This window comes from Actinoplanes sp. NBC_00393 (genome assembly GCF_036053395.1).
GTDB lineage: Bacteria > Actinomycetota > Actinomycetes > Mycobacteriales > Micromonosporaceae > Actinoplanes.
This window is the reverse complement of sequence record NZ_CP107942.1, coordinates 4,604,035-4,624,324: the sequence shown is the minus strand read 5'-3', so window position 1 is coordinate 4,624,324 and position 20,290 is coordinate 4,604,035. Positions and strand designations below refer to the sequence as shown.

The following is a 20,290-nucleotide window of genomic DNA, read 5'->3' as shown; positions in this document are numbered from 1 at the left end:
GCTTCTGACCGCTTGCCGGGGTAGCTTTCCCCGGTGACCCACATCGCAGACAGCCACGATGTCATCCAGGTCCGCGGGGCCCGGGAGAACAATCTTCGCGACGTGTCGCTGGACGTGCCGAAACGCCGGTTGACGGTGTTCACCGGGGTGTCCGGTTCCGGTAAGTCGTCGCTGGTCTTCGGGACCATCGCCGCCGAGTCGCAACGCATGATCAACGAGACGTATTCGGCGTTCCTGCAGTCGTTCATGGGCAGCCCGGCGCGGCCGGACGTCGACGCCCTGCACAATCTCAGCGCCGCGATCGTGGTGGACCAGGAGCGGATGGGCGCGAACGCCCGGTCGACGCTGGGGACCGCGACGGATGCGTACACGATGTTGCGGATCATCTTCAGCCGGCTCGGGTCGCCGAGCGCGGGCAGCGCGCTGGCCTATTCGTTCAACGCCGAGGGCATGTGCCCGAACTGTGAGGGCCTGGGCAAGGTCTCCACGATCGACATCGACCAGCTGATCGACCGGAGCAAGTCGATCAACGAGGGTGCGATCACGGTGCCCAACTTCAGCGTCGACGGCTGGTATGTGAAGGCCTACTCCGAATCCGGGTTCTTCGATCCGGACAAGCCGATCACCGCGTTCACCGACGCCGAGTTGTCTGACTTCCTCTACAAAGAGCAGATCAAAGTCAAGATCAACGGCATCAACACGACGTACGAGGGACTCGTGCCGAAGGTGCAGCGGATGTACCTGACCAAGGAGCGCGAGTCGGTGCAGCCGCACATCCGGGCGTTCATCGACCGGGCCGCCACGTTCACCGCCTGCCCCGACTGCGGCGGCACCCGGCTCAAACCGTCGGTGCTGGCGTCGCGCATCGACGGCAAGAACATCGCCGAGTGCTCCGCCATGCAGGTCAGCGACCTGGCCGTGTTCCTGGCCGGGATCACCGCGCCGCAGGTCGGGCCGGTGGTGACGAACCTGCGGCACACCCTGGACTCGCTCGTCGAGATCGGCCTGGGCTACCTGTCGCTGGACCGCGAGTCGGCGACCCTGTCCGGCGGCGAGGCACAGCGGGTGAAGATGGTGCGGCACCTGGGGTCGAGCCTGACCGACATCACGTACGTGTTCGACGAGCCGACGGTGGGCCTGCACCCGCACGACATCCAGCGGATGAACGGGCTGCTGCTGCGGCTGCGTGACAAGGGCAACACGGTCCTGGTGGTGGAGCACAAGCCGGAGACGATCGCGATCGCCGACCACGTGGTCGATCTGGGGCCGGGCGCCGGGCCGGGCGGCGGCCGGATCCAGTTCGAGGGCACCGTGGAGGGCTTGCGGTCGTCGGACTCGCTGACCGGCCGCTACCTGGGGCACCGCGTCGCTCTGAAGCCGAACTTCCGCGACAAGACGGGCGTGATGCCGATCCGTGGCGCCACCACGCACAACCTGCGCGGCGTCGACGTCGACGTGCCGACCGGGGTGCTGACCGTGGTGACCGGGGTGGCCGGCTCCGGCAAGAGCTCCCTGATCTACGGCTCGCTGCCGCAGCGCGACAACGTCGTCGTGGTCGACCAGTCGGCGATCCGCGGTTCCCGGCGCAGCAACCCGGCCACCTACACCGGCCTGCTCGACGCGGTGCGCACCGCGTTCGCCAAGGCCAACAAGGTGAAGTCGTCGCTGTTCAGCGCCAACTCCGAGGGCGCCTGCCCGAACTGCAAGGGCATCGGCCTGGTCTACATGGACCTGGCGATGATGGCCGGGGTGGCCAGCGTCTGCGAGGAGTGCGAGGGCAAACGGTTCACCGCCGAGGTGCTCGGCTACAAGCTGCGCGGCCGCGACATCAGCGAGGTCCTGGCGATGCCGGTCAGCGAGGCGCTGGAGTTCTTCACCGAGAAGGCGGCCCGGGCCATCCTGGACCGCCTCGCCGCGGTCGGGCTCGGCTACATCACCCTCGGCCAGCCGCTGAACACCCTGTCCGGCGGCGAACGGCAGCGCCTGAAACTGGCCGTGCACATGGGCGGCGGCACGGTGACGTACCTTCTGGACGAGCCGACGACCGGCCTGCACCTGGCCGACGTCGACCAGTTGCTGGCCCTGCTGGACCGCCTGGTCGACGCCGGCAACACGGTCGTGGTGATCGAACATCACCTGGCGGTGATGGCCCACGCCGACTGGATCATCGACCTGGGCCCGGGCGCCGGCCAGGACGGCGGCCAGGTCGTCTTCACCGGTACGCCCGCCGAGCTGGTGACCAAGTCGGACACCCTGACCGCCGAGCACCTGCGCGACTACGTCTCCTGACCGCCGTGCGGGGTGGGCCGCCCTCAGCCTTGCTGGTCGAGGAAGGCGAGGGCGGTCTGCGCGAACAGCGGCGAATCGACCAGGTTGTAGTGGGTGAGGCCGGGCAGGATGGCCAGGGCGTGGCCGCCCTTGGGGCGGCCGTCGCCCATCCAGCCGCCGTCACGCTGACCGCCGTCGAGCAGGGCGAAGACCTCGACGAAGTGCGACGGCGGGCACATGTCGGCGTCGGCCGCCATGATCAGCGTGGGGACCTGGAGGCCGCGGACCTCCTCGGTGAAGTCGAAGTCCTTGGCCATCGACTCGCCGATCTTGTCCAGCAGGCGGGGGAAGTCCTCCGGGCGCGGCGCGACCCGCTGGTACAGCTCGTACATCGGGGTTTCCTTCATGAACTCGACGGCGGCGCCGGTGACCTGGCCCTGCTGCTCGAGGATCTCGGCGTAGGTGGCGCTGCGCCGGATGCCGGTCGAGGCGGCGACCACCCGGCCGACCTTCTGCGGGTGCCGGATCGCGACCTGCAAGGCCACGCCGCCGCCGAGCGAGAAGCCGACCACGTCCGGCCTCTGCAGGCCGAGGTGGTCGATGAGGGCGGCGATGTCGTCGCCCATGGACGTGATGTCGATCGGCCGGTCGATGTCCGCGGTCCGCCCGTGCCCCTGCAGGTCGGGGAGGATGACCTGGTGGTTCGCGGCGAACTGGGCCAGGACCGCGCCGAACATCTCGCCCGAGCCGAGGCCGCCGTGCAGCAGGACCAGGGGACGCCCCTCGCCGTGGATCTCGTAGTAGAGGTTGATGCCGTTGACGTCCGCGTAAGCCATGACCGTTCCCTTTCGTTTTCCTTCGACGTGGGGGTAGACCGGGCGGGTGCCGGAAACTCATCGGAGTGGCGGAACGAATTTCGACTGGACTAGTTTCGGCTGCGTGAGTGATGTCGCGGCGCAGCTTGAGACGTTCCGGCCGGAGTTGACCGGCTACTGCTACCGGATGCTCGGGTCCAGCTTCGAGGCCGAGGACGCGGTGCAGGACACGATGATCCGCGCCTGGAAGGGCATCGACTCCTTCGAGGGGCGTTCGGCGCTGCGGTCCTGGCTGTACCGGATCGCCACGAACGTGTGCCTGACGATGCTCGGCAGCGCGCAGCGGCGGGTCCGGCCGATGGATCTGGGGCCGGCCGGGTCCGGGCACGCGACGAACCCGGGGGAGCCGCGCCCGGAGGAGATCTGGGTGGGTCCGGTGCCCGACGAGCGGGTGCTGCCGGAAGGCGCCGACCCGGCGAACGTGATCGCCGAGCGGGAGTCGATCCGGCTGGCGTTCGTGGCCGCGCTGCAGCACCTGCCGGCCAAGCAGCGGGCGGTGCTGATCCTGCGTGAGGTGCTGGCCTGGTCGGCGCAGGAGGTGGCCGAGCTGCTGGACACCACGGTGCCGAGTGTGAACAGCGCGCTGCAGCGGGCCCGGGCGACGATCGCCGCCACCGACACGAGGGCGCAGGTGTATAAGCCGCTCGACGAGGAGCAGAAGGCGCTGCTGGGCCGCTATGTGCAGGCCTTCGAGGCGTACGATCTGACGGCCCTGACCGCGTTGCTGCACGAGGACGCGACGCTGTCGATGCCGCCGCTGCCGCTGTGGCTGCGCGGGCACGACGACATCACCGCGTGGATGGCCGGGACCGGCAGCGGCTGCCGCGGCTCGCGGCTGGTGCCGGTGGTGGCCAACGGGCTGCCGGCGTTCGGGCAGTACCGGTGCAGCACCACCGGCTCCGGGTTCGACCCGTGGGCGCTGATCGTGCTGGAAATCTCCGGCGGGCGGATCAGCGGGATCAACAACTTCCTGGACACGGCGAACCTGTTCCCGCTGTTCGGGCTGCCGGCACACCTGGACTGAGCTCACCGGTTCGTGCGACCGTAACGCCGGGCGCCCCGAGGGGAGGTCACGGATGGGTGCGGGGGCGGTGATCTGGATGATCGGCGTCGTCCTGCTCGGCGGGTCGGCGCTGCTGTGGCCGGCGCTGTCCGCCCACCGGCGGCGCACGCCGGCGCGCCCGGCTGCGCCGGCGCCGCCGAAGGATGCGCATCCGGAGTCGGTCACGGCCGAGCGCCACGAGGTGGTCATCGATGACAACGGCTTGACGGTACGGGTACGCGGCTACGCCTACACCACCGGCTGGACAGCGCGCTGCGCCCTGTCCTGGCCCGACGTCGTGGCGCTGGAGCTGGACACCGGCACGTACGACAGCATCGTCTCGCTGTACGCGACCACCCGTACCGATCATTTCCGCAAGCACCTGCTGGATGCCGGCGCGTTCGACCGCGACCAGTGGATGACGCTGCGCGGAATCGTGCTGGCCCGCACCCGCGGCCGCCTGCGCCTCGACCTGAGCCCGCTCGACCGGCCCTGATCAGGGATCGCCGGGCGGGTCGCCGAGGCCGAGCAGGGCGAGCAGGGCGAGCAGGTCCGGCCCGGCGCCCGCGAGCACCAGCCGCGACCCGTGCCGGCGGGCGGTCAACCGGAGTCGGGCCAGCGCCTCGACCGTCACCACGTCCGGGCGTGCCACCGCCACGTCGCACTCCACGACCGCGGCCGGCTGGTCGCGCAGCAGCAGGGCGAGACCGGCGCAGAGCACCGGGATGTCCGCGCGGGTCAGCGCCGCGCCCACTGCGAAACTGGCCGTCATACCAAGGCAGACCACCCAGGGGTGGCAAACTCATCGCTGCGGCGGGTGGGGAAAGTTGTCGAGCGTTCCACGTGGATGGCGTGCCACAGGCAGAACATGGCGACGGTCCACACCTTGCGGGAGCGGTCCGCCTCACCGCGACGTTGCTCGGCGAGCAGGCCGCGGGCGTAGGGCAGGTCGATGAGGTGGCCGGCCTGCGAGGTGGCGAGCAGGTCGTCCACCCAGTCGCCGATCGGGCCGCGCAGCCACAGCCGGGTCGGGGTGGGGAAGCCGAGCTTGCGGTTGGCCCGCACCGACTCGGGGACGATGCCGCGCATCGCCTCGCGCAGGGCGTGTTTGGTGGTGCGGGTGCCGGGCGGCAGTTTCAGGTCGGTGGGCAGGCCGGCGGCGGCCGCGTACACCTGCTGGTCGAGGAACGGCACCCGCAGCTCCAGGCTGTGCGCCATCGACATCCGGTCGGCCTTGGCCAGGATGTCGCCGGGCAGCCACGTGTGCAGATCGACGTACTGCATCGAGGCCACGTCGTCGACATCGGCCGTCTCGGCGTACAGATGGGCGGTTATGTCGGTGTGGGGCTGCGCGGTGTAACGCAGCAGCCGGGCCTTCTCGATCGGATCGAAGATCCGGGCGTTGCCGTAGTAGCGCTGCTCGATCGGGGTGGTGCCGCGGTCCAGGAACGAGCGGCCCTTGACGCCTTCGGGCAGCACCTCGGCCAGATGCCGCAGACCGCGCTTGAGGCCGGTGGGCAGCCGGTCGACGCCGGCCAGCGACAGCGGCTCGCGGTAGATGGTGTAGCCGCCGAACAGTTCGTCGGAGCCTTCGCCGGAGAGCACGACGGTGACCTGGCGGGCGGCGGTGCGGCACAGGAAGTAGAGCGGGATCAGCGACGGGTCGGCGACCGGGTCGTCGAGCAGGCGGATGATCTCCGGTAGCGCGGTCAGCACGTCGGACTCGGTGACCACGGTCGGGGTGAGCCGGACGCCGAGCTGGTCGGCGGTGTCCTGGGCGATCTCGATCTCGGAGTAGCCGTGCTCGGCGAACCCCGCGGTGAACGCGTGCAGGTTCGGGTGCTCGCGGGCGGCCAGGGCGACGATCGCGGAGGAGTCGACGCCGCTGGACAGGAACGCGCCGACCGGCACGTCGGCGCGCAGGTGGTGGCGCACGCTGGCGGTCAGGGCGTCCTGGATGGCCTGGTACGCGGCCTCCGGCTGGACCCGCAGCGGGCGCAGCGACGGGCGGAACCAGCGGTGCTGACGGACCCCGCCGCCCGGGTTCCAGACCAGCCGGTGCCCCGGCGGCAGCCGCCGGATGTGCCGGTGCAGGGTGAGCGGGTCCGGCACGTACTGGAAGGTCAGGTAGTGGGCGAGCGCGTCGGTGTCCAGGGCCGCCCCGGCCGGCGCGGCGAACGGGTCGAGGGCCTTGCGCTCGCTGGCCAGGAACAGCCCGTCGGCGGTCTCCAGCAGGTACAGCGGCTTGATGCCGAACGCGTCGCGGGCGGCGTGCACGGTGGCGGTGCGGTGGTCGTAGGCGACGAACGCGAACATGCCGCGCAGCCGGGGCAGGGCCGCCTCACCCCAGTAGTGGAACGCGGCGGCCAGCACCTCGGAGTCACCGTCGGTGGCGAACGTGGCCCGGTGCTCGCGGATCAGCTCGGCGCGCAGCTCCCGGTAGTTGTAGATCTCGCCGTTGAAGACCACGGTCCACCGGCCGGCGTAGTGCACCGGCTGAGCGGAGTGCTCCCGGTCGATGATCGCGAGGCGGTTGAAGCCGAACGCGTACCCGTCGCCGAAGTCGATGCGGGTGTCGTCCGGGCCGCGGTGGCGCATCGTCTCCAGGGCGGCGGCGAACGCGGCCGCCGCGTCGGCGTCCGGCGGGCCGGCGTCGGGCCGGCTGCTGACGAATGCGCTCAGACCACACATCGGGGCCTCCAGGTTGATGAGGGGAGGCGACGGTAGGCAGCGGGTTGTGAGATTCCTGTGCGGATCTGTCGCAGATGCGCGCGGGTACCGGTTTGCGGGCCGGTTCTTCACCGGAACCTGACATTTCTTGGCCCGCTGGACTGGCTGCGCGAGAATGCGAACCGTGACCGCCCGTATCCTGGTAGCCGACGACGATCCGAAACATGCCCAGCTGATCCGCCTGTACCTGGAGCGCGAAGGCCATCAGGTGCTCACCGTCGGTGACGGCCGGGCGGCGCTGGAGCAGGCCCGGGCCCGTAAGCCGGACCTGGTGGTGCTGGACGTGATGATGCCGCTGGTCGACGGTCTGGACGTGTGCCGGATCCTGCGCGCCGAGTCGGACGTGGCGATCGTGATGGTGACCGCCCGCTCGGCGGAGAACGACATGCTGCTCGGCCTGGACATCGGCGCCGACGACTACCTGAGCAAACCGGTCAGCCCGCGGGAGCTGACCGCGCGGATCCGGGCGCTGCTGCGCCGCACCCGCGGCGGCGAGACCGCCGAGGTGCTGACGGTGGGCGAGCTGGCGGTGGACGTTCCGCGGTTCGAGGTACGCGTCGACGGCGCCGGCGTCCGGCTGACCGCCAAGGAGTTCGGCATCCTCGAGCTGCTGGCCCGTGAGCCGGGCCGGGTGTTCACCCGCGGGCAGATCCTGGACAAGGTGTTCGGCTTCGAGAACGACGTGTCCGAACGCACCGTCGACGCGCATGTGGTCAACCTGCGCCGCAAGATCGAACAGAATCCGGCCGAGCCGCGGTACGTACAGACCGTCTACGGGCGCGGCTACCGGATGGCCGAGCGGTGAGTTTCCGGCTGCGGATCTTCCTGCTCGTGCTGGTGGTGGCGGGCACGGCGATCGGCGCGACCGCCTGGCTGACGCTGAACCTGACGTCGCGGGAACTGGCCCGCGCCGAACTGGCCCGCGAGCGGCACCACGTGGCGATCGTCGAGGAGATCCAGCAGTTCGGGCTGCGCAACGGCCGGTGGAACGGCATCGATGAGGTGGTCGCCGGGCAGGCGCAGCGTACCGGCCTGCACATCCGGGTGGTCAACCGCGACGACGTGGTGCTCACCGACTCGGACGAGGTGCAGGGCCGGTCGGTCGGGCCGGTGCAGCTGGTTCCGTCGACGGTCGACCCGGTCCCGCAGCTGGACCCGGGCACCGCCGCGGCCGCGGCCGAAATCGCCCGGCTCACGGCGGTGAAACTGGGCGCCGAGGGAGCGCCGGCGGCCTTCCGCAAGGGGAACCTGCCGACGGTGAAGGCGCCGGCGCTGCCGCGCGACCTGTTCGCGGCCAAGGCCGGCCAGTTCCGGGACCCGGCGCTGCGAGCGCTGTTCCAGCTGGCGCAGTACCGGGCCGCCCTGGTGACGGTGCGGTGCACGGCCGAGGAACTGCCGGTCGAACCGGCCGTGGCGTCGGGCACCGCGCCGTACCTGAGCGAGCAGCAGCGCAGGGCGTCGCAGAAATGCCTGCGCGCCGCCCTCGACCGGGTGCACGGTGACCGGTACTGGCTGGACGACTCGTTCACCCAGCTGGTCGCCTGCCGCACCATGCAAATCCTGGACCCGGATGACAACTGCCTGGGCCAGGCCTTCGCGCGGGCGGCGCAGACCACCTCGGCGCTGCCGGTCGAGGTGTACTTCGGCGCCACCCAGCAGACCGACATGGGCCAGCTGAGCCGGCCCGCCGGGTTCGGGGCGGCCGCGCTGCTCGTGGTCGCGGCGCTCGGCACCGCCTGGATCGCGCGGCGGGTCAGCCGTCCGGTGCGGCTGCTCACCGGGGCGTCGCTGCAGCTGGCGGCGGGACGGCTGGACGTACGGGTGCCCGACGGCGGGCAGGACGAGCTGGCCCGGCTGTCCGCGTCGTTCAACGCGATGGCCGAGGCGCTGCAGCGCAGCGAGGAACGCCAGCGGCGGCTGATCGCGGACGTGGCGCACGAGATGCGTACGCCGCTGTCGAACCTGCGTGGCTACCTGGAAGGCCTGGCCGACGGGGTGATCGAGCCGTCACCGGAGCTGTTCGCGTCGCTGCACGAGGAGACCCTGCTGCAGCGGCGCATCCTGGACGACCTGCAGGTGCTGGCGCTGGCCGAGGCGGGCGATCTGGCGTACGCGCCGGTGCCGCTGGACCTGGCCGAACTGGCCGGCACCACGGCCACCGCACACCGGGCGGTCGCGGCGGCAGCCGGCATCGAGCTGGTGGTGGACGCGCCGGAGCCGGTGCAGGTGGAGGCCGACCCGGACCGCACCCGGCAGGTGCTGGGCAACCTGCTGAGCAACGCGATCCGCTACACCGACGCCGGCGGGCGCGTGGAGCTGCGGGTGACGCGCGACGCGCATGCAGCGATTTTGAGCGTACGCGACACCGGCGTCGGGATGTCCGCGGAAGAGGTGGCCCGCGCGTTCGACCGGTTCTGGCGTGCCGACCCGGCCCGGCAGCGGGCCACCGGCGGGTCCGGGCTGGGGTTGACCATCGCCCGGCGCATCGTCGCCGACCAGGGCGGCACCCTGGAGGCGGACAGCACGCCGGGGCTGGGCACGACGTTCACCGTACGGTTGCCGGTGACCACTCCGGACCCGGCAGCCACCCTGTCCGGCGTGTTCACCCGCCGCGCCCGCCGCGAGATCACCGGCCGGTAGGCACGGTCAATCCTTCTTCTTCTTACGCTCGACCGCGGCGCGTTCGCTCGCCGCGATCAGGTTGTGCAGCTCCATGCCCAGTCCGGCCGGGGCGCGGACCCGGCCGCCGCCGGTGGAGATCGCCTGCGGGCAACTCGCGTCGCCGAGCACCACCGTGATTTCGCCGAGGCTGATACCGACCGCGCCGGGCATCTCCAGGGCGCACTCCTCACCGGCGGGCACCGGGTCCTGCAACGCGGCCAGTTTCGCCCGGATCCGGCTCAGCGTCCGGGCATCCGTCGCGTTGATCATGTTGGGCCGGGCGCTGACGGCGCTGGTGATCTCGTCCGGCAGCACCAGGCCCCCGGACGGCGGGGCAGACGGGGCGCCGGGCCAGGTGACGCGGTCGAGCAACTGCTTGCGTGCCTGCGCGTCGCCGGAGATCACGACACCCGTGGGCTCGAGGTCGTTGGTGAAAGCGATATAGGTCTCGCTGAGTCCGCTGATGTCCGCCGAAACCTGGAGCAGTTGTCCGTCCTTGACCAGGAGCCGCTCCGGGGTCACATACCGCGGCGGGCCGTGCTGCACGAGCGCCATCCACGCCTGACCCTCGGACCGGCATGTGAAGGGTGTGCTGCCGGGCGCGGTGGTCAGCGGCGCTGAGTTCTCCCACCGCTCGGCGAGATAGACCGTGCGCGGCTCGGCGGTGCAGGTGTCGACGATCTTCTCCCGGCTGATCCGCCAGCCGGCCGGGACGACGACCGACAGGCCGTCGAAGCTCACCGTGGTGTCGGACGCCACGACGTCCGGCAGCCGGTTCGCGACCACTGTCGCGAAGGGCAGAGCCACGACGGCCAGCACCGCGGCCGCGGCCGTCCAGGCCCGGCGGCGCCGGACGCGCCGGCGGCCCAGCGTGACCAGGCGGCCGGCGGGATCGGGTTCGGCCGGAGTCACGGAGTCGGCGGCTCGCTCGAGCAGCTCGCCGACCTGGTTCGGGTTCACTGCGCCTCCTGGGAAGACTCGAGAGACAGGCCGCTCGCGCGCATCGCGGCCAGGGCCCGGGAGGTGCGGCTCTTGACCGTGCCCACCGCGACCCCGAGGGTCTGCGCCACCTCGGCCTCGGTGGCGTCGGCCCAGAACCGCAGGACGAGAACCACCCGCTGCTCGGCGGGCAGCCGGCGCAGCACGGCGAACACCTGCACGCTCAGATCCGACTGATCGGCGAAGCCGCGGCGCGGTGAATCCGGCAGCTCCTCGGCGGGCACTTCGCCACGCCAGCGCCGGCGCCGGGCGCGCATCGCGGTGCGGACCATCACCTTGCGCACATAGGCCTCGGGCCGCCCGTCCGCGACGCCCAGCCGCGACCACGCCCGGTAGGCCGCGATCAGCCCTTCCTGGGCGAGGTCCTCGCCGAGGCGCGCGTCGCCGGCCAGCAGCGCGCCGAATCGGACGATCTCGCGATACCGGCTGGCCACGAAGTCCTCGTAGCCGACGGGTTCCGCTCTGCGAAGCAAGCCCATACCTACTTAATGGACCTGGACTTCCTCGATGGTTCCCGGCTCGTCACGCGCGATCGCCGCGGCGACCTCCAGGGCAGCCCGGCGCGGGTCGTCGCCCCAGCGGCTGGCGAACACGTCGAGCAGCCGCCAGCCGGCCCGGTGCAGTGAGCGCTGCCGGTCGAGGTGAGCCTCCGGGCCGTCCGGGTGCACGTCGCAGACGATGCCGACGGCGGTGTCCGGCGGGCCGGCGCACAGGTCGAGGCGCCAGGAGCCGACCTGGTAGCCGGGGCGGACGGGCACGCCGGCCCGGTCCAGTTCGGTGGCCAGCTGCGCGGCCCAGCCGGATGCGGTGAGGGCCGGCATCGGCCGGTCGGGTCCGGCGGCGTACCGCAGGTAGTCGCCGAGCAGGCCGTTCGGGGCGGTCAGGGAACTGAGCACGACGAGCTTGCGGCGCGCCCTGGTGATCATGACGTTGAACAGGTGCGGGTCGGTGACGAACCGGCGCCGCCCGGCCGCGTCGCCGTCGACCAGGCCGAGCGAGACGACCACGGCGCCGGCCTCGCTGCCCTGGAACGAGTGCACGGTGCCGACCCGCAACCCGAGCTCGGTGAGCTTCTCGACCGGGTAGGCGTCGATCAGGGCCGCTTCCAGGGCTTCGGCCTGCGCCCGGAACGGGCTGATCACCGCGATCCCGTGGTGTCCCTCGGCGACCAGGGCGGCGACGGCCTGCAGCGCGGCGGCCACCTCGGCCTGATTCACCCCCTTGGTGACGGTGGCGGCGGGCACGGCGACGACGTCGATCGCGTCAGTGGTGTCGGCAGCCGGGGTACGGGTGGTCACCGTGATCCGGTCGTCGTAGAAGCGGCGGGCCGAGAATCCGATCAGGTGCGGGGCGCCGCGGTAGTGCTCGGTGAGCCAGGTGACCGGGGCAGCGCCGGCCGCGACGTCGTAGGCGCTGTTGCGGCGTACGTCGAGACGGTCGTCGGCGCCGTGCCGCTGCAGAACCCCGGCGACGTCGGCGTCCGCGACGAACGAGACGAACCGCAGCTGCCTCGGGTCGCCGACGACCAGCGCGCGGCGGGCGCGGGCCAGCACCGGCGCGGCGCGGATCTGGTCGACATGCGACGCCTCGTCGATCACGACGAGTTCGAACAGGCCCGGCATGGACGGCAGCAGGTCCTCCACGTCGGTGACCGTGCCGATCCACAACGGCAGCGCCTGCACCAGCGGCCCGGCGTCGAGGCGGGCGAGCAGCTCCCGGCGGCGGCTGCGGCCGGCCCGCAGCGCGGTCGCCAGCGCGACGGTCGCCCGCCGCCCGTCGGCGTCCCAGCGCCGCTGGCTGCGGGCCGCACGGCGCATGGCGGCGCCCACCACCTGCTGCAGGGCGGCTTCCGCGTCGTGCAGTCGGGCCCAGTCCGCGCTCAGATCGGTGCCGCCGGCCAGCGCCAGCCGGGCCGCGGCACGCTGCGCGGTGGCCACGGTGAGCGCCTCGGTCACCCTTTCCGGGGGTACGCCGTCGCGCAGTCCCAGTACGCGGTACGCCTGCCGCCGCGCCCGCCGGCCGGTCCAGCGCGCCCACCAGCCGCCGTCCGTGCCGGCGTTGCGGGCCCGCTCCACCCGGTCCAGGTCGACCGAGGCGTCGAAGGCGCCCGGCACGTCGGCGAGCAGCCCGGCCAGCCGCGGATCGCCGGCGTCCACGGTGCCGGCCAGCACCTCGGTCCGCAGCGCGGCGGTGATCTCGGCGCGGATCGCGCTGACCCGCTGGTGGGCCCGCTCGACGGCCCTGCGGTCCTCGGCCAGCCGCGAGTCGTCGGCGCCGTCCTCGGCGCCGGAGGTGAGCAGCAGCTCGACGGCGTCGCGGCTGTTCGCGGCGCCGAACAGCACCGGCGCCGGCCCCGGATACCGCCCGAGCAGCCCGGCCAGCACCTCAGCGGCGTGCGGCGACTGGGTGGCGATCAGCACCGACCCGCCGCGGTGCACCACCTCCAGCGCGGCCGCGACGACCGTGTGACTCTTGCCGTTGCCCGGCGGCCCGGACACCACCGTGACCGGCGCGGTCCGCGCCCGCGCCACCACCCGAACCTGGTCCCGGCTCAACGGCAGCGGCGACAGCACCTCCCCGTCACCCGTCCCGCCGTCACCCGCCTTCCCGGCACGCTGTCTGACCGCACGCAGTCCGCCCTCGTCGGTGCGTTGCTCGCCGTACACGGCGGCCAGCGCTGTGCCGTCCAGGTCACGGCCGGCCCAGCTGCGCAGACTGTCACCCAGCCCCGGCCCGTAGACGTCGCGGACCACGAACAACGCGGTTCCCTCGATCAGCACCAGCCGGTCGGACGGCACCCGCTGCCCACCCTCGATCACCCCGTCGAACGGCAGCCCGGTGGCCTCGGCGATCGACGTCAGCCAGGCCCGGCTGCCGACCGCCCCGATCCAGCGCGGCGAGTCGGCCGCCGGCGCCGCCTCCAGTCCCGCCGCGAGCTCCCGGTCGGTGACCAGCGGGGTGACGGTGACGTCGCCGGCCGGCACGATCTGGTAGCCGGTCCACGAGCCGTTCAGGTGCACCGGCCCGCTGACCAGCGGCACACGTACCTTGCGCAGCGCGCCGTCGATCTCCACCCGGCCGGCCAGGAACCCCACCCCGCGATACAGGATCCGTTCCTCACGGTGCAGCGCGTCGAGCCCGGCGAGCCGGTCCACCGCCGCGTTCCGCGGCGCCCGCAGCGGCTCCTTCAGCCAGACCAGCGGCTGCCCTCCCCGGGTCACATCCAGCACCCGGTCCCCACCGGCTGGCGCCAGATCAGCCAAAACCCCAACAACGGTCGACGCTCGCATCGCGCCCGAGGGTACCGCCCCCCCCGGCACACCATCCGCAGGAGTGGCGTGGCTGGAAGAGTAGGCGGACGCGCGTGTCTCTGCCGCTGACCGAGGTGGGATCACGTAGAGTAGGCGGCGTTTGCTGCGCGACTCGCCGGGAGTTTCACACGACATGCCAAATTTGCTGGACAAAGCGTGGCAAAGGAGTACAAAGTGCGTCGGTGATCACCACTGCGTGGAGGTCAGCGATCGGAGTGGCGTGGTCGGACTGCGCAACTCGCAGCGCCCCGAGGTGGCGCTGATGCTGCCCAAAGCGGCCTGGCACGCACTGCTCGACGGAATCGTGGCGGGCGAATTCGATTGATCTCCAGCTCGCGGCAGCGGGTTGCCGGCGAGAGGTCAGGCCGGTCGCTGCGGATCGCTGATCACGGCACGCCGGTGCGGTCCTTGGTGCCGTCGGCTATCAATATCTCCGGGCGGCGAGGTTCATAACGTCGGGCCGGCGGGCCGCATTTCTCGGCGTGCAGGTAAGCCTCGTTGATGAGCTCGACGATCCGGGCGCGTCGGCCCCTGGCCTTCACCCTTCTGTGCCAGTCGCCGTTGTCCCGCCAGAACATCCGCCCGATCTCGCTGTCGAAGAAACTCGACAAACACGCGCGGGCCTGTCCTTCCGACAGGTCGCGTAACTGCCAGGCGCGCTTCCAGATGTTCAATATCGCGCTGCAGTAGTAGTACTCACCTTCGTCGACGCCCTCCGGGGCAACGCGCGCGCCCCAGCACTGGCGATACTGCGGGTCTTGCATGGCGATGCGGATCAATTGATCCTCGGCTTCGGTCAGCGACTGCAGGCGGCTCGCCCGGAACTGCCGGTACTGCAGCATCAACCCGACCGCGACAACGCCCAGCGCCATGACGGCGACGACCGCCGAGGCGGCACCGTAAGCCTGCCCGATGTCGCTGAGTCTGGCGTAGTCGCCGTCCGCGGCGAACAGGCGGCCGAGAAGAATCGGGGTCACGGCCACGCTGACCATGGCGGCCGTGAAGCTGATCGCGCACACCGCCAGCAACAGGCCGCGAATCGCATTGCTGATGCGATCGCTCGGTCTCGGCAGATCTACAGCCGCCATTTTGACCTCCCCGGCACACCTACCGGTAGTGTGCCCGGAGTAGAGCTGAAAGCGCTTATTCATTCATCTCCGACACATTCTGCTGGATGGCAACCTGCCAGCAGGCTCTTTGCCTCGTGTCACCGTGATCCCATTCGTGTGCTATTTGCGCCTCGCCGCCAATTGTTGCGGGAATTGATTCCGCCCGCCGGCCGCGAATGACGTGCCGACGGGCGGTCTCAAGTATGACTACGGGTTGGTGTAGCCGAGGGCGTACGCGCCCGAGCCGCTGTAGGCGTGGACGCGCCAGCGGTAGTAGCCCGCGGAGCCCGTGTAGCTGGCGGTCTCGTCCGCGGCCGCGGTGGCGCCCTGGGCGACCACTGACCAGGCGCTGCCGTTCCACCTCTGCAGGTAAAGGTCGTAGTCGGTGCCGGTCGGGCCGTCCAGGCAGGCGCGGTGCGTGCCGGAGGCCGAGGAGTAGTAGTAGGGGTTCGGCTGGTAGACGCTGCCGCCGCTGGCGAGCGACCCGGAAGCCGAGAACTCGTAGCCGGAGCAGCCGGTCGGCGGGGTGGTCGGCGGCGTGGTGGGGCCACCGCCGCCGCTGGTGACCAGGGTGCGGCCGTACGCGGTGAGGATCTCGTTGACCGGCTGGAAGTATGTGGTGCCGCCGGAGGTGCAGTTGCCGGAGCCACCGGAGGTGACGCCCTGCGCCTGCTGGCCGGCCAGCCACGAGCCGCCGGAGTCACCCGGCTCGGCGCACGCGTTGGTACGGGTCAGCCCGGAAACCGAGCCTTCGGCGTAGTTGACCGTCTGGTTGTAGGCCTGCACCGTGCCGCACCGCCAGCCGGTGGTGGAGCCGGAGCGGCAGATGGCCGCGCCGATCGCGGCGACCGTCGAGCCGGCCACTGTCACGTTGCCGCCGGAGTAGTTGTTGACCCACGGCTGCGGCGTCCAGTTGGAGTTGACCGCCACCCACGCGTAGTCGTTGCCGGGGAACGACGAGCCCTGGAAGGTGCCCTGCGCGACCCGGTTGAAGCCGGTCGTCGCGGCGCCCGCGTTGCCGCAGTGCCCGGCGGTGACGAAGCCGCCGTTGACCGAGAAGCCGACCGAGCAGCGCCCGCCGCCGATGTAGTAGGCGTCGCCGCCGCGCACGTCGTAGAACAGCCGGGGCAGTTCGGCGGTGGTCTCCACCCGGACCACGGTGGCGTCGGCCCCGCTGGCCTTGATGAACGCCTTCGCCGCCGTGGTGCTCCCGTGCGCCTGCACGACGACGGTGTTGGTCTTGACGTCGACGTACCAGCCGGGCACCTTGCCAGCCGGGGCCTTGGCGGCCGCCGCGTCCAGCTTGGCCTTGACCAGGTCGAGGCGGGAGCCGCTGTGGGCGACCAGTTTCGCGGTGGCGCCGGCCGCGGTGACCTCGGCGGCCTTCGACGGCTCGGAGACGGCGACGACCAGTTTGCTGCCGGCGCCGAGCCACGCGCCGGCGAAGGCGGAACCGAGCTTCTTGCGCAGGGCGAGTTCGGTGCGGGCCGCGGCGTCGTCACCGGCGATGCGCTCGCGCGCCGCCTGTTCGGTCAGGCCCAGGTCGCGTTGCATGGCGGCGAGCATGGCGGCGGAGGCGGCGTCTCCGGCCGGCGGCGCCCCGGTGGGTTGGGCGCCGGCCGGGCCGGCGAGAACGACAGCGGCCAGACCGGCCGGCAGCAGGATTGCTGCTGCGGCGCTGGCGGCGACGGTACGGTTCATCCGGTCACTCCTTTGAGGGGTAGTGGCCGTAACGTAGCCGCCATTCATCGACGGCAATAGATAGCGTCTGGCTTATATCACCAGTTCAGTGCGGGCCGACCGCGGTGACGGCGATCGCCGCGGTGCCGGCCTCGTCGGACGCGGCGAGGTCCACGGTGGCGTCGATGCCCCAGTCGTGGTCGCCTTCCGGGTCCTCGAAGACCTGCCGGACGGTCCACACGTCCGGCCCCTGCTCGATGTGCAGGAACGCCGGACCGCGCGCGGCCGGGCCGGTGCCCAGCGAGTCGTACTCCTCGAAGTACTCCTGGATGGCCTTCTGCCAGCGGTCGGCGGGCCAGCCGTACTCGGCGTCCATCTCGCCGAGCAGGTCCCAGCGGCGCAGCGCGGCCAGCTCGACCCGGCGGAACATGGCGTTGCGGACCAGCACCCGGAAGGCGCGGGCGTTGCGGGTGACCGCGGGCGGCTTGTCGTCGAGGCGGACCTCCTCGACCTCGGCGCCGGGGTTCTGCAGCCGCGCCCACTCGTCGAGCAGGCTGGAGTCGACCTGGCGGACCAGCTCGCCGAGCCACTCGATCAGGTCGGTGAGCTCCTCGGTGCGGGCGTCCTCGGGGACGGTCTGGCGCAGCGCGCGGTACGCGTCGGCCAGATAGCGCAGGACGAGGCCTTCGGAGCGGGACAGGCCGTAGAAGGAGACGTATTCGGTGAACGTCATGGCCCGCTCGTACATGTCGCGGACCACGGATTTCGGCTTGAGCTCGTAGTCGGCGACCCAGGGATGCCCCTGGCGGTAGGTCTCGTACGCGGCCTCGAGCAGCTCCTTCAGGGGCTGCGGCCAGGTCACGTCCTCGAGGAGTTGCATGCGTTCCTCGTACTCGATGCCCTCGGCCTTCATGGCGTTGACCGCCTCGCCGCGCGCCTTCTGGCGCTGCGCCGAGACCACCTGGCGCGGGTCTTCAAGCGTCGATTCGATCACCGAGACGACGTCGAGCGGGTACTCCGGCGACTCCCTGTCGAGCAGTTCGAGCGAGGCCAGCGCGAACGGCGACAGAGCCTGGTTCAGGGCGAAGTCCAGCTGCAGGTCCTCGACCAGGCGATATGTCCCGGTGTCGGTGCGCTCGATCACGCCGCCCGCGATCAGCGCCCGGGCGATCGCCACGGTCCGGCGGATGAGCCTGCGCTGCGACGGCCGTTCCTCGTGGTTCTCGGTCAAAAGATGGCGCAGAGCGGGGTACGGGTCACCGCCGCGATTCATGACATTGAGCAGCATCGCGTGCGACACCTGGAACGACGAGGTCAGCGGCTCCGGTTCGGCCTCGACAAGCCGGTCGAAGGTGGGCCGCCCCCAGCCGATCGTGCCCTCCGGCGGCTTCTTGCGGACCACCTTGCGCCGCTTCTTCGGGTCGTCGCCGGCCTTCTTCAAGGCCCGCTCGTTGTCGATGACGTGTTCCGGCGCCTGCACGATCACCGTGCCGATGGTGTCGTAGCCGGCCCGGCCGGCCCGCCCGGCGATCTGGTGGAACTCGCGGGCCTTGAGCAGCCGGGTCTTCACCCCGTCGTACTTCGACAGGCCGGTGAACAGCACGGTCCGGATCGGCACGTTGATGCCGACCCCGAGCGTGTCGGTGCCGCAGATGACCTTCAGCAGGCCGGCCTGGGCCAGGGTTTCGACGAGCCGGCGGTACTTGGGCAGCATGCCGGCGTGGTGCACGCCGATGCCGTGGCGCACCAGCCGCGACAGGGTGCGCCCGAAGCCCGCGGTGAACCGGAAGTTGCCGATCGCCGCGGCGATCTTGTCCTTCTCCTCGCGGGTGCACATGTTGATGCTCATCAGCGACTGCGCGCGTTCCAGGGCGGCCGCCTGCGTGAAGTGCACGATGTAGACCGGGGCCTGCCGGGTGGAGAGCAGCTCCTCGATGGTCTCGTGCAGCGGCGTCATCGCGTACTCGAACAGCAGCGGCACCGGCCGCTCCACGCTGCTGACCACCGCGGTCGTACGCCCGGTCCGCCTGCTCAGGTCGTCGACGAAGCGCGTGGTGTCACCGAGGGTCGCCGACATCAGGATGAACTGGGCCTGCGGCAGCTCGATCAGCGGCACCTGCCACGCCCAGCCGCGGTCCGGCTCGGCGTAGAAGTGGAACTCGTCCATCACGACCTGGCCGATGTCGGCGTCGGTGCCCTCGCGCAGCGCCAGGTTGGCCAGGATCTCCGCGGTGCAGCAGATGATCGGGGCGTCGGCGTTGACCGAGGCGTCGCCGGTGAGCATGCCGACGTTGTGCGCGCCGAAGACCGCGCAGAGGGCGAAGAACTTCTCGCTGACCAGCGCCTTGATCGGCGCGGTGTAGAAGGTGGTGCGCCCGTCGGCCAGCGCGGCGAAGTGCGCGCCGGTCGCCACCAGGCTCTTGCCGGAGCCGGTCGGGGTGTTCAGGATGACGTTGGCGCCGGTCGCGATCTCGATCAGCGCCTCCTCCTGGTGCGGGTACAGGGTGAGGCCCTGTTCCGCGACCCACGCCTGGAAGGCGTCGAAGACAGCGTCGGGTTCGGCGTTACCGGGAAGGCGATCGGTCAGCGTCATGATCCTGCAAGTCTGTCAGTTCGCGCCGAACACCGCGTACAGGGGACCGGCGACGGCACCGGTCAGGGTCAGGATTCCGGCGGCGAGCGCGATGGTGGCGGCGATGCGGGTGCGCATGCGCGGCACTCTGCCCGGCGCCGGTTGCGGGCGAGGTTGCCGTTCGGTTGCGGTGGGTGGTTAGGTTCGGCGCGTGACAGTTCCAGTGCCGGTGCCGCCGTCCGACGGCGAGCGCGAGCGGGTCGCCGAGCTGCTTCAGCAGGCCTGCGGCGAGGGCCGCATCAATCTGGAGGAATTCAGCGTACGGGTGGGTGCGGTCTGGGCCGCCGAGGACGCGCAGGCCCTGGCCCGGGTGACCGAGGGGCTCGCACCGACGCCGGTGGTCGGCTCGTCGCGAACCGTGGAGCAGGTGGTCACGATCTTCAGCGAGACCAAGCGGCGCGGCCGCTGGCGGCTGCGCTCCGACCGGCTCGGCACGTACACGGTGTTCGGCTCGGCCAAGCTGGACCTGCGCGATCTGGCGACCGGCGAGGACGTCATCGAGATCACCGGCTGCTGCGTCTTCGGCGAGTTGAAGATCATCGTGCCGGAGGGTGTCGAGGTCGACGTGACCGGCCCGGTGGTGCTGAGCTCGCAGGAGACCCGGCTCGCGCCGGTGCCCCGGCTGCCCGGCACCCCGGAGATCCGGATCCGGGTGCACACCTGGTTCAGCAGCCTGGAGGTCCGCTCCCGCCCGCCCGGCTGAGGCGTTCGCGGCCGCGGTTCCGCCGCCGGGCATGGTTGCGCCGTTCGTGCGCTCGGCTCGGGTTTCCACGTTTCGGCTGTCGCTCAGTGCTGCTTGGGCGGGTTGGGTCCGCACACCGGCCGAGTACCGTGCTGGATCACCATGACAGCCGCCGCTCCCAGCTGGGTGTCCTGAGCTCCGGTGTGCGAGCGCCGGCCGGGAGTTGTTTTGCTGTCTCTACCGGCGGCAAGGGTTTTCCGCTCCCAGCTGATGATCCACAAGGCCGGAAATGCCGGTTCGG

General features: G+C 71.2%; 16 protein-coding genes. 7 read left to right on the top strand and 9 right to left on the bottom strand.

The features are described from left to right. Positions 1–33 precede the first annotated feature (33 nt). On the top strand, positions 34–2,289 hold the full coding sequence (locus OHA21_RS21755) for an excinuclease ABC subunit UvrA (RefSeq protein WP_328476386.1): 2,256 nt from the start codon (positions 34–36) through the stop codon (positions 2,287–2,289). A gap of 23 nt (positions 2,290–2,312) precedes the next feature. Here OHA21_RS21755 and OHA21_RS21750 read toward each other — a convergent pair whose 3' ends face one another. After that, positions 2,313–3,104, bottom strand: a complete 792-nt coding sequence (locus tag OHA21_RS21750) for an alpha/beta fold hydrolase (RefSeq protein ID WP_328476384.1) — start codon at positions 3,102–3,104, stop codon at positions 2,313–2,315. Positions 3,105–3,207: 103 nt separating this feature from the next. Here OHA21_RS21750 and OHA21_RS21745 point away from each other — a divergent pair, with 103 nt between their 5' ends. Continuing rightward, positions 3,208–4,167, top strand: coding sequence for a sigma-70 family RNA polymerase sigma factor (locus tag OHA21_RS21745; RefSeq protein WP_328476382.1), 960 nt, complete (start codon positions 3,208–3,210; stop codon positions 4,165–4,167). Positions 4,168–4,219: 52 nt separating this feature from the next. Next, the gene (locus OHA21_RS21740; RefSeq protein WP_328476380.1) at positions 4,220–4,681 is read left to right on the top strand and encodes a hypothetical protein; all 462 of its coding nucleotides are present in this window, start codon (positions 4,220–4,222) and stop codon (positions 4,679–4,681) included. Here OHA21_RS21740 and OHA21_RS21735 read toward each other — a convergent pair whose 3' ends face one another. Together OHA21_RS21735 and asnB are read right to left on the bottom strand one after the other, a co-directional pair. Further along, complete coding sequence (locus OHA21_RS21735) at positions 4,682–4,957, bottom strand: STAS domain-containing protein (RefSeq protein WP_328476378.1); 276 nt, start codon at positions 4,955–4,957, stop codon at positions 4,682–4,684. Beyond that, the gene (asnB, locus tag OHA21_RS21730) at positions 4,954–6,876 is read right to left on the bottom strand and encodes an asparagine synthase (glutamine-hydrolyzing) (protein WP_328476376.1); all 1,923 of its coding nucleotides are present in this window, start codon (positions 6,874–6,876) and stop codon (positions 4,954–4,956) included. Before asnB ends, OHA21_RS21735 begins: the two co-directional genes overlap by 4 nt. A 154-nt stretch (positions 6,877–7,030) precedes the next feature. On the opposite strand from asnB, the gene OHA21_RS21725 reads away from it, so the two are divergent. Next, a complete protein-coding gene (locus tag OHA21_RS21725) occupies positions 7,031–7,720 on the top strand; it encodes a response regulator transcription factor (protein WP_328476374.1) in 690 nt (229 codons plus the stop codon). After that, positions 7,717–9,555, top strand: a complete 1,839-nt coding sequence (locus tag OHA21_RS21720) for a sensor histidine kinase (RefSeq protein WP_328476372.1) — start codon at positions 7,717–7,719, stop codon at positions 9,553–9,555. Before OHA21_RS21725 ends, OHA21_RS21720 begins: the two co-directional genes overlap by 4 nt. Before the next feature lie 6 nt (positions 9,556–9,561). On the opposite strand, the gene OHA21_RS21715 is transcribed toward OHA21_RS21720, so the two are convergent. Genes OHA21_RS21715 through OHA21_RS21705 form a run of 3 tightly spaced genes read right to left on the bottom strand, consistent with a single transcriptional unit; the run spans position 9,562 to position 13,865 of the window. Beyond that, a complete protein-coding gene (locus OHA21_RS21715; RefSeq protein WP_328476370.1) occupies positions 9,562–10,536 on the bottom strand; it encodes a hypothetical protein in 975 nt (324 codons plus the stop codon). Further along, positions 10,533–11,048 carry a SigE family RNA polymerase sigma factor gene (locus OHA21_RS21710; protein ID WP_328476368.1) on the bottom strand — a complete coding sequence of 172 codons (516 nt, stop codon included), beginning with the start codon at positions 11,046–11,048 and terminating at the stop codon, positions 10,533–10,535. Before OHA21_RS21710 ends, OHA21_RS21715 begins: the two co-directional genes overlap by 4 nt. Before the next feature lie 12 nt (positions 11,049–11,060). After that, positions 11,061–13,865 (bottom strand): AAA domain-containing protein, encoded by a 2,805-nt coding sequence (locus OHA21_RS21705; protein ID WP_328476366.1) that lies wholly within the window; start codon positions 13,863–13,865, stop codon positions 11,061–11,063. A 154-nt stretch (positions 13,866–14,019) separates the two neighbouring features. On the opposite strand from OHA21_RS21705, the gene OHA21_RS21700 reads away from it, so the two are divergent. After that, on the top strand, positions 14,020–14,211 hold the full coding sequence (locus OHA21_RS21700; protein ID WP_328476364.1) for a DUF397 domain-containing protein: 192 nt from the start codon (positions 14,020–14,022) through the stop codon (positions 14,209–14,211). A gap of 61 nt (positions 14,212–14,272) precedes the next feature. Here OHA21_RS21700 and OHA21_RS21695 read toward each other — a convergent pair whose 3' ends face one another. The 3 genes from OHA21_RS21695 to OHA21_RS21685 all read right to left on the bottom strand — a co-directional run bounded on the left by OHA21_RS21695 (position 14,273) and on the right by OHA21_RS21685 (position 19,268). After that, complete coding sequence (locus tag OHA21_RS21695; protein ID WP_328476362.1) at positions 14,273–14,974, bottom strand: DUF6082 family protein; 702 nt, start codon at positions 14,972–14,974, stop codon at positions 14,273–14,275. Positions 14,975–15,202: 228 nt separating this feature from the next. Next, positions 15,203–16,696: a S1 family peptidase gene (locus tag OHA21_RS21690; RefSeq protein WP_328476360.1), complete on the bottom strand. Its 1,494-nt coding sequence runs from the start codon at positions 16,694–16,696 to the stop codon at positions 15,203–15,205. An 85-nt stretch (positions 16,697–16,781) separates the two neighbouring features. Beyond that, positions 16,782–19,268, bottom strand: a complete 2,487-nt coding sequence (locus OHA21_RS21685; protein ID WP_328476358.1) for a DEAD/DEAH box helicase — start codon at positions 19,266–19,268, stop codon at positions 16,782–16,784. A gap of 190 nt (positions 19,269–19,458) precedes the next feature. On the opposite strand from OHA21_RS21685, the gene OHA21_RS21680 reads away from it, so the two are divergent. Beyond that, positions 19,459–20,010 carry a DUF1707 SHOCT-like domain-containing protein gene (locus OHA21_RS21680; protein ID WP_328476356.1) on the top strand — a complete coding sequence of 184 codons (552 nt, stop codon included), beginning with the start codon at positions 19,459–19,461 and terminating at the stop codon, positions 20,008–20,010. Positions 20,011–20,290: the final 280 nt, after the last annotated feature.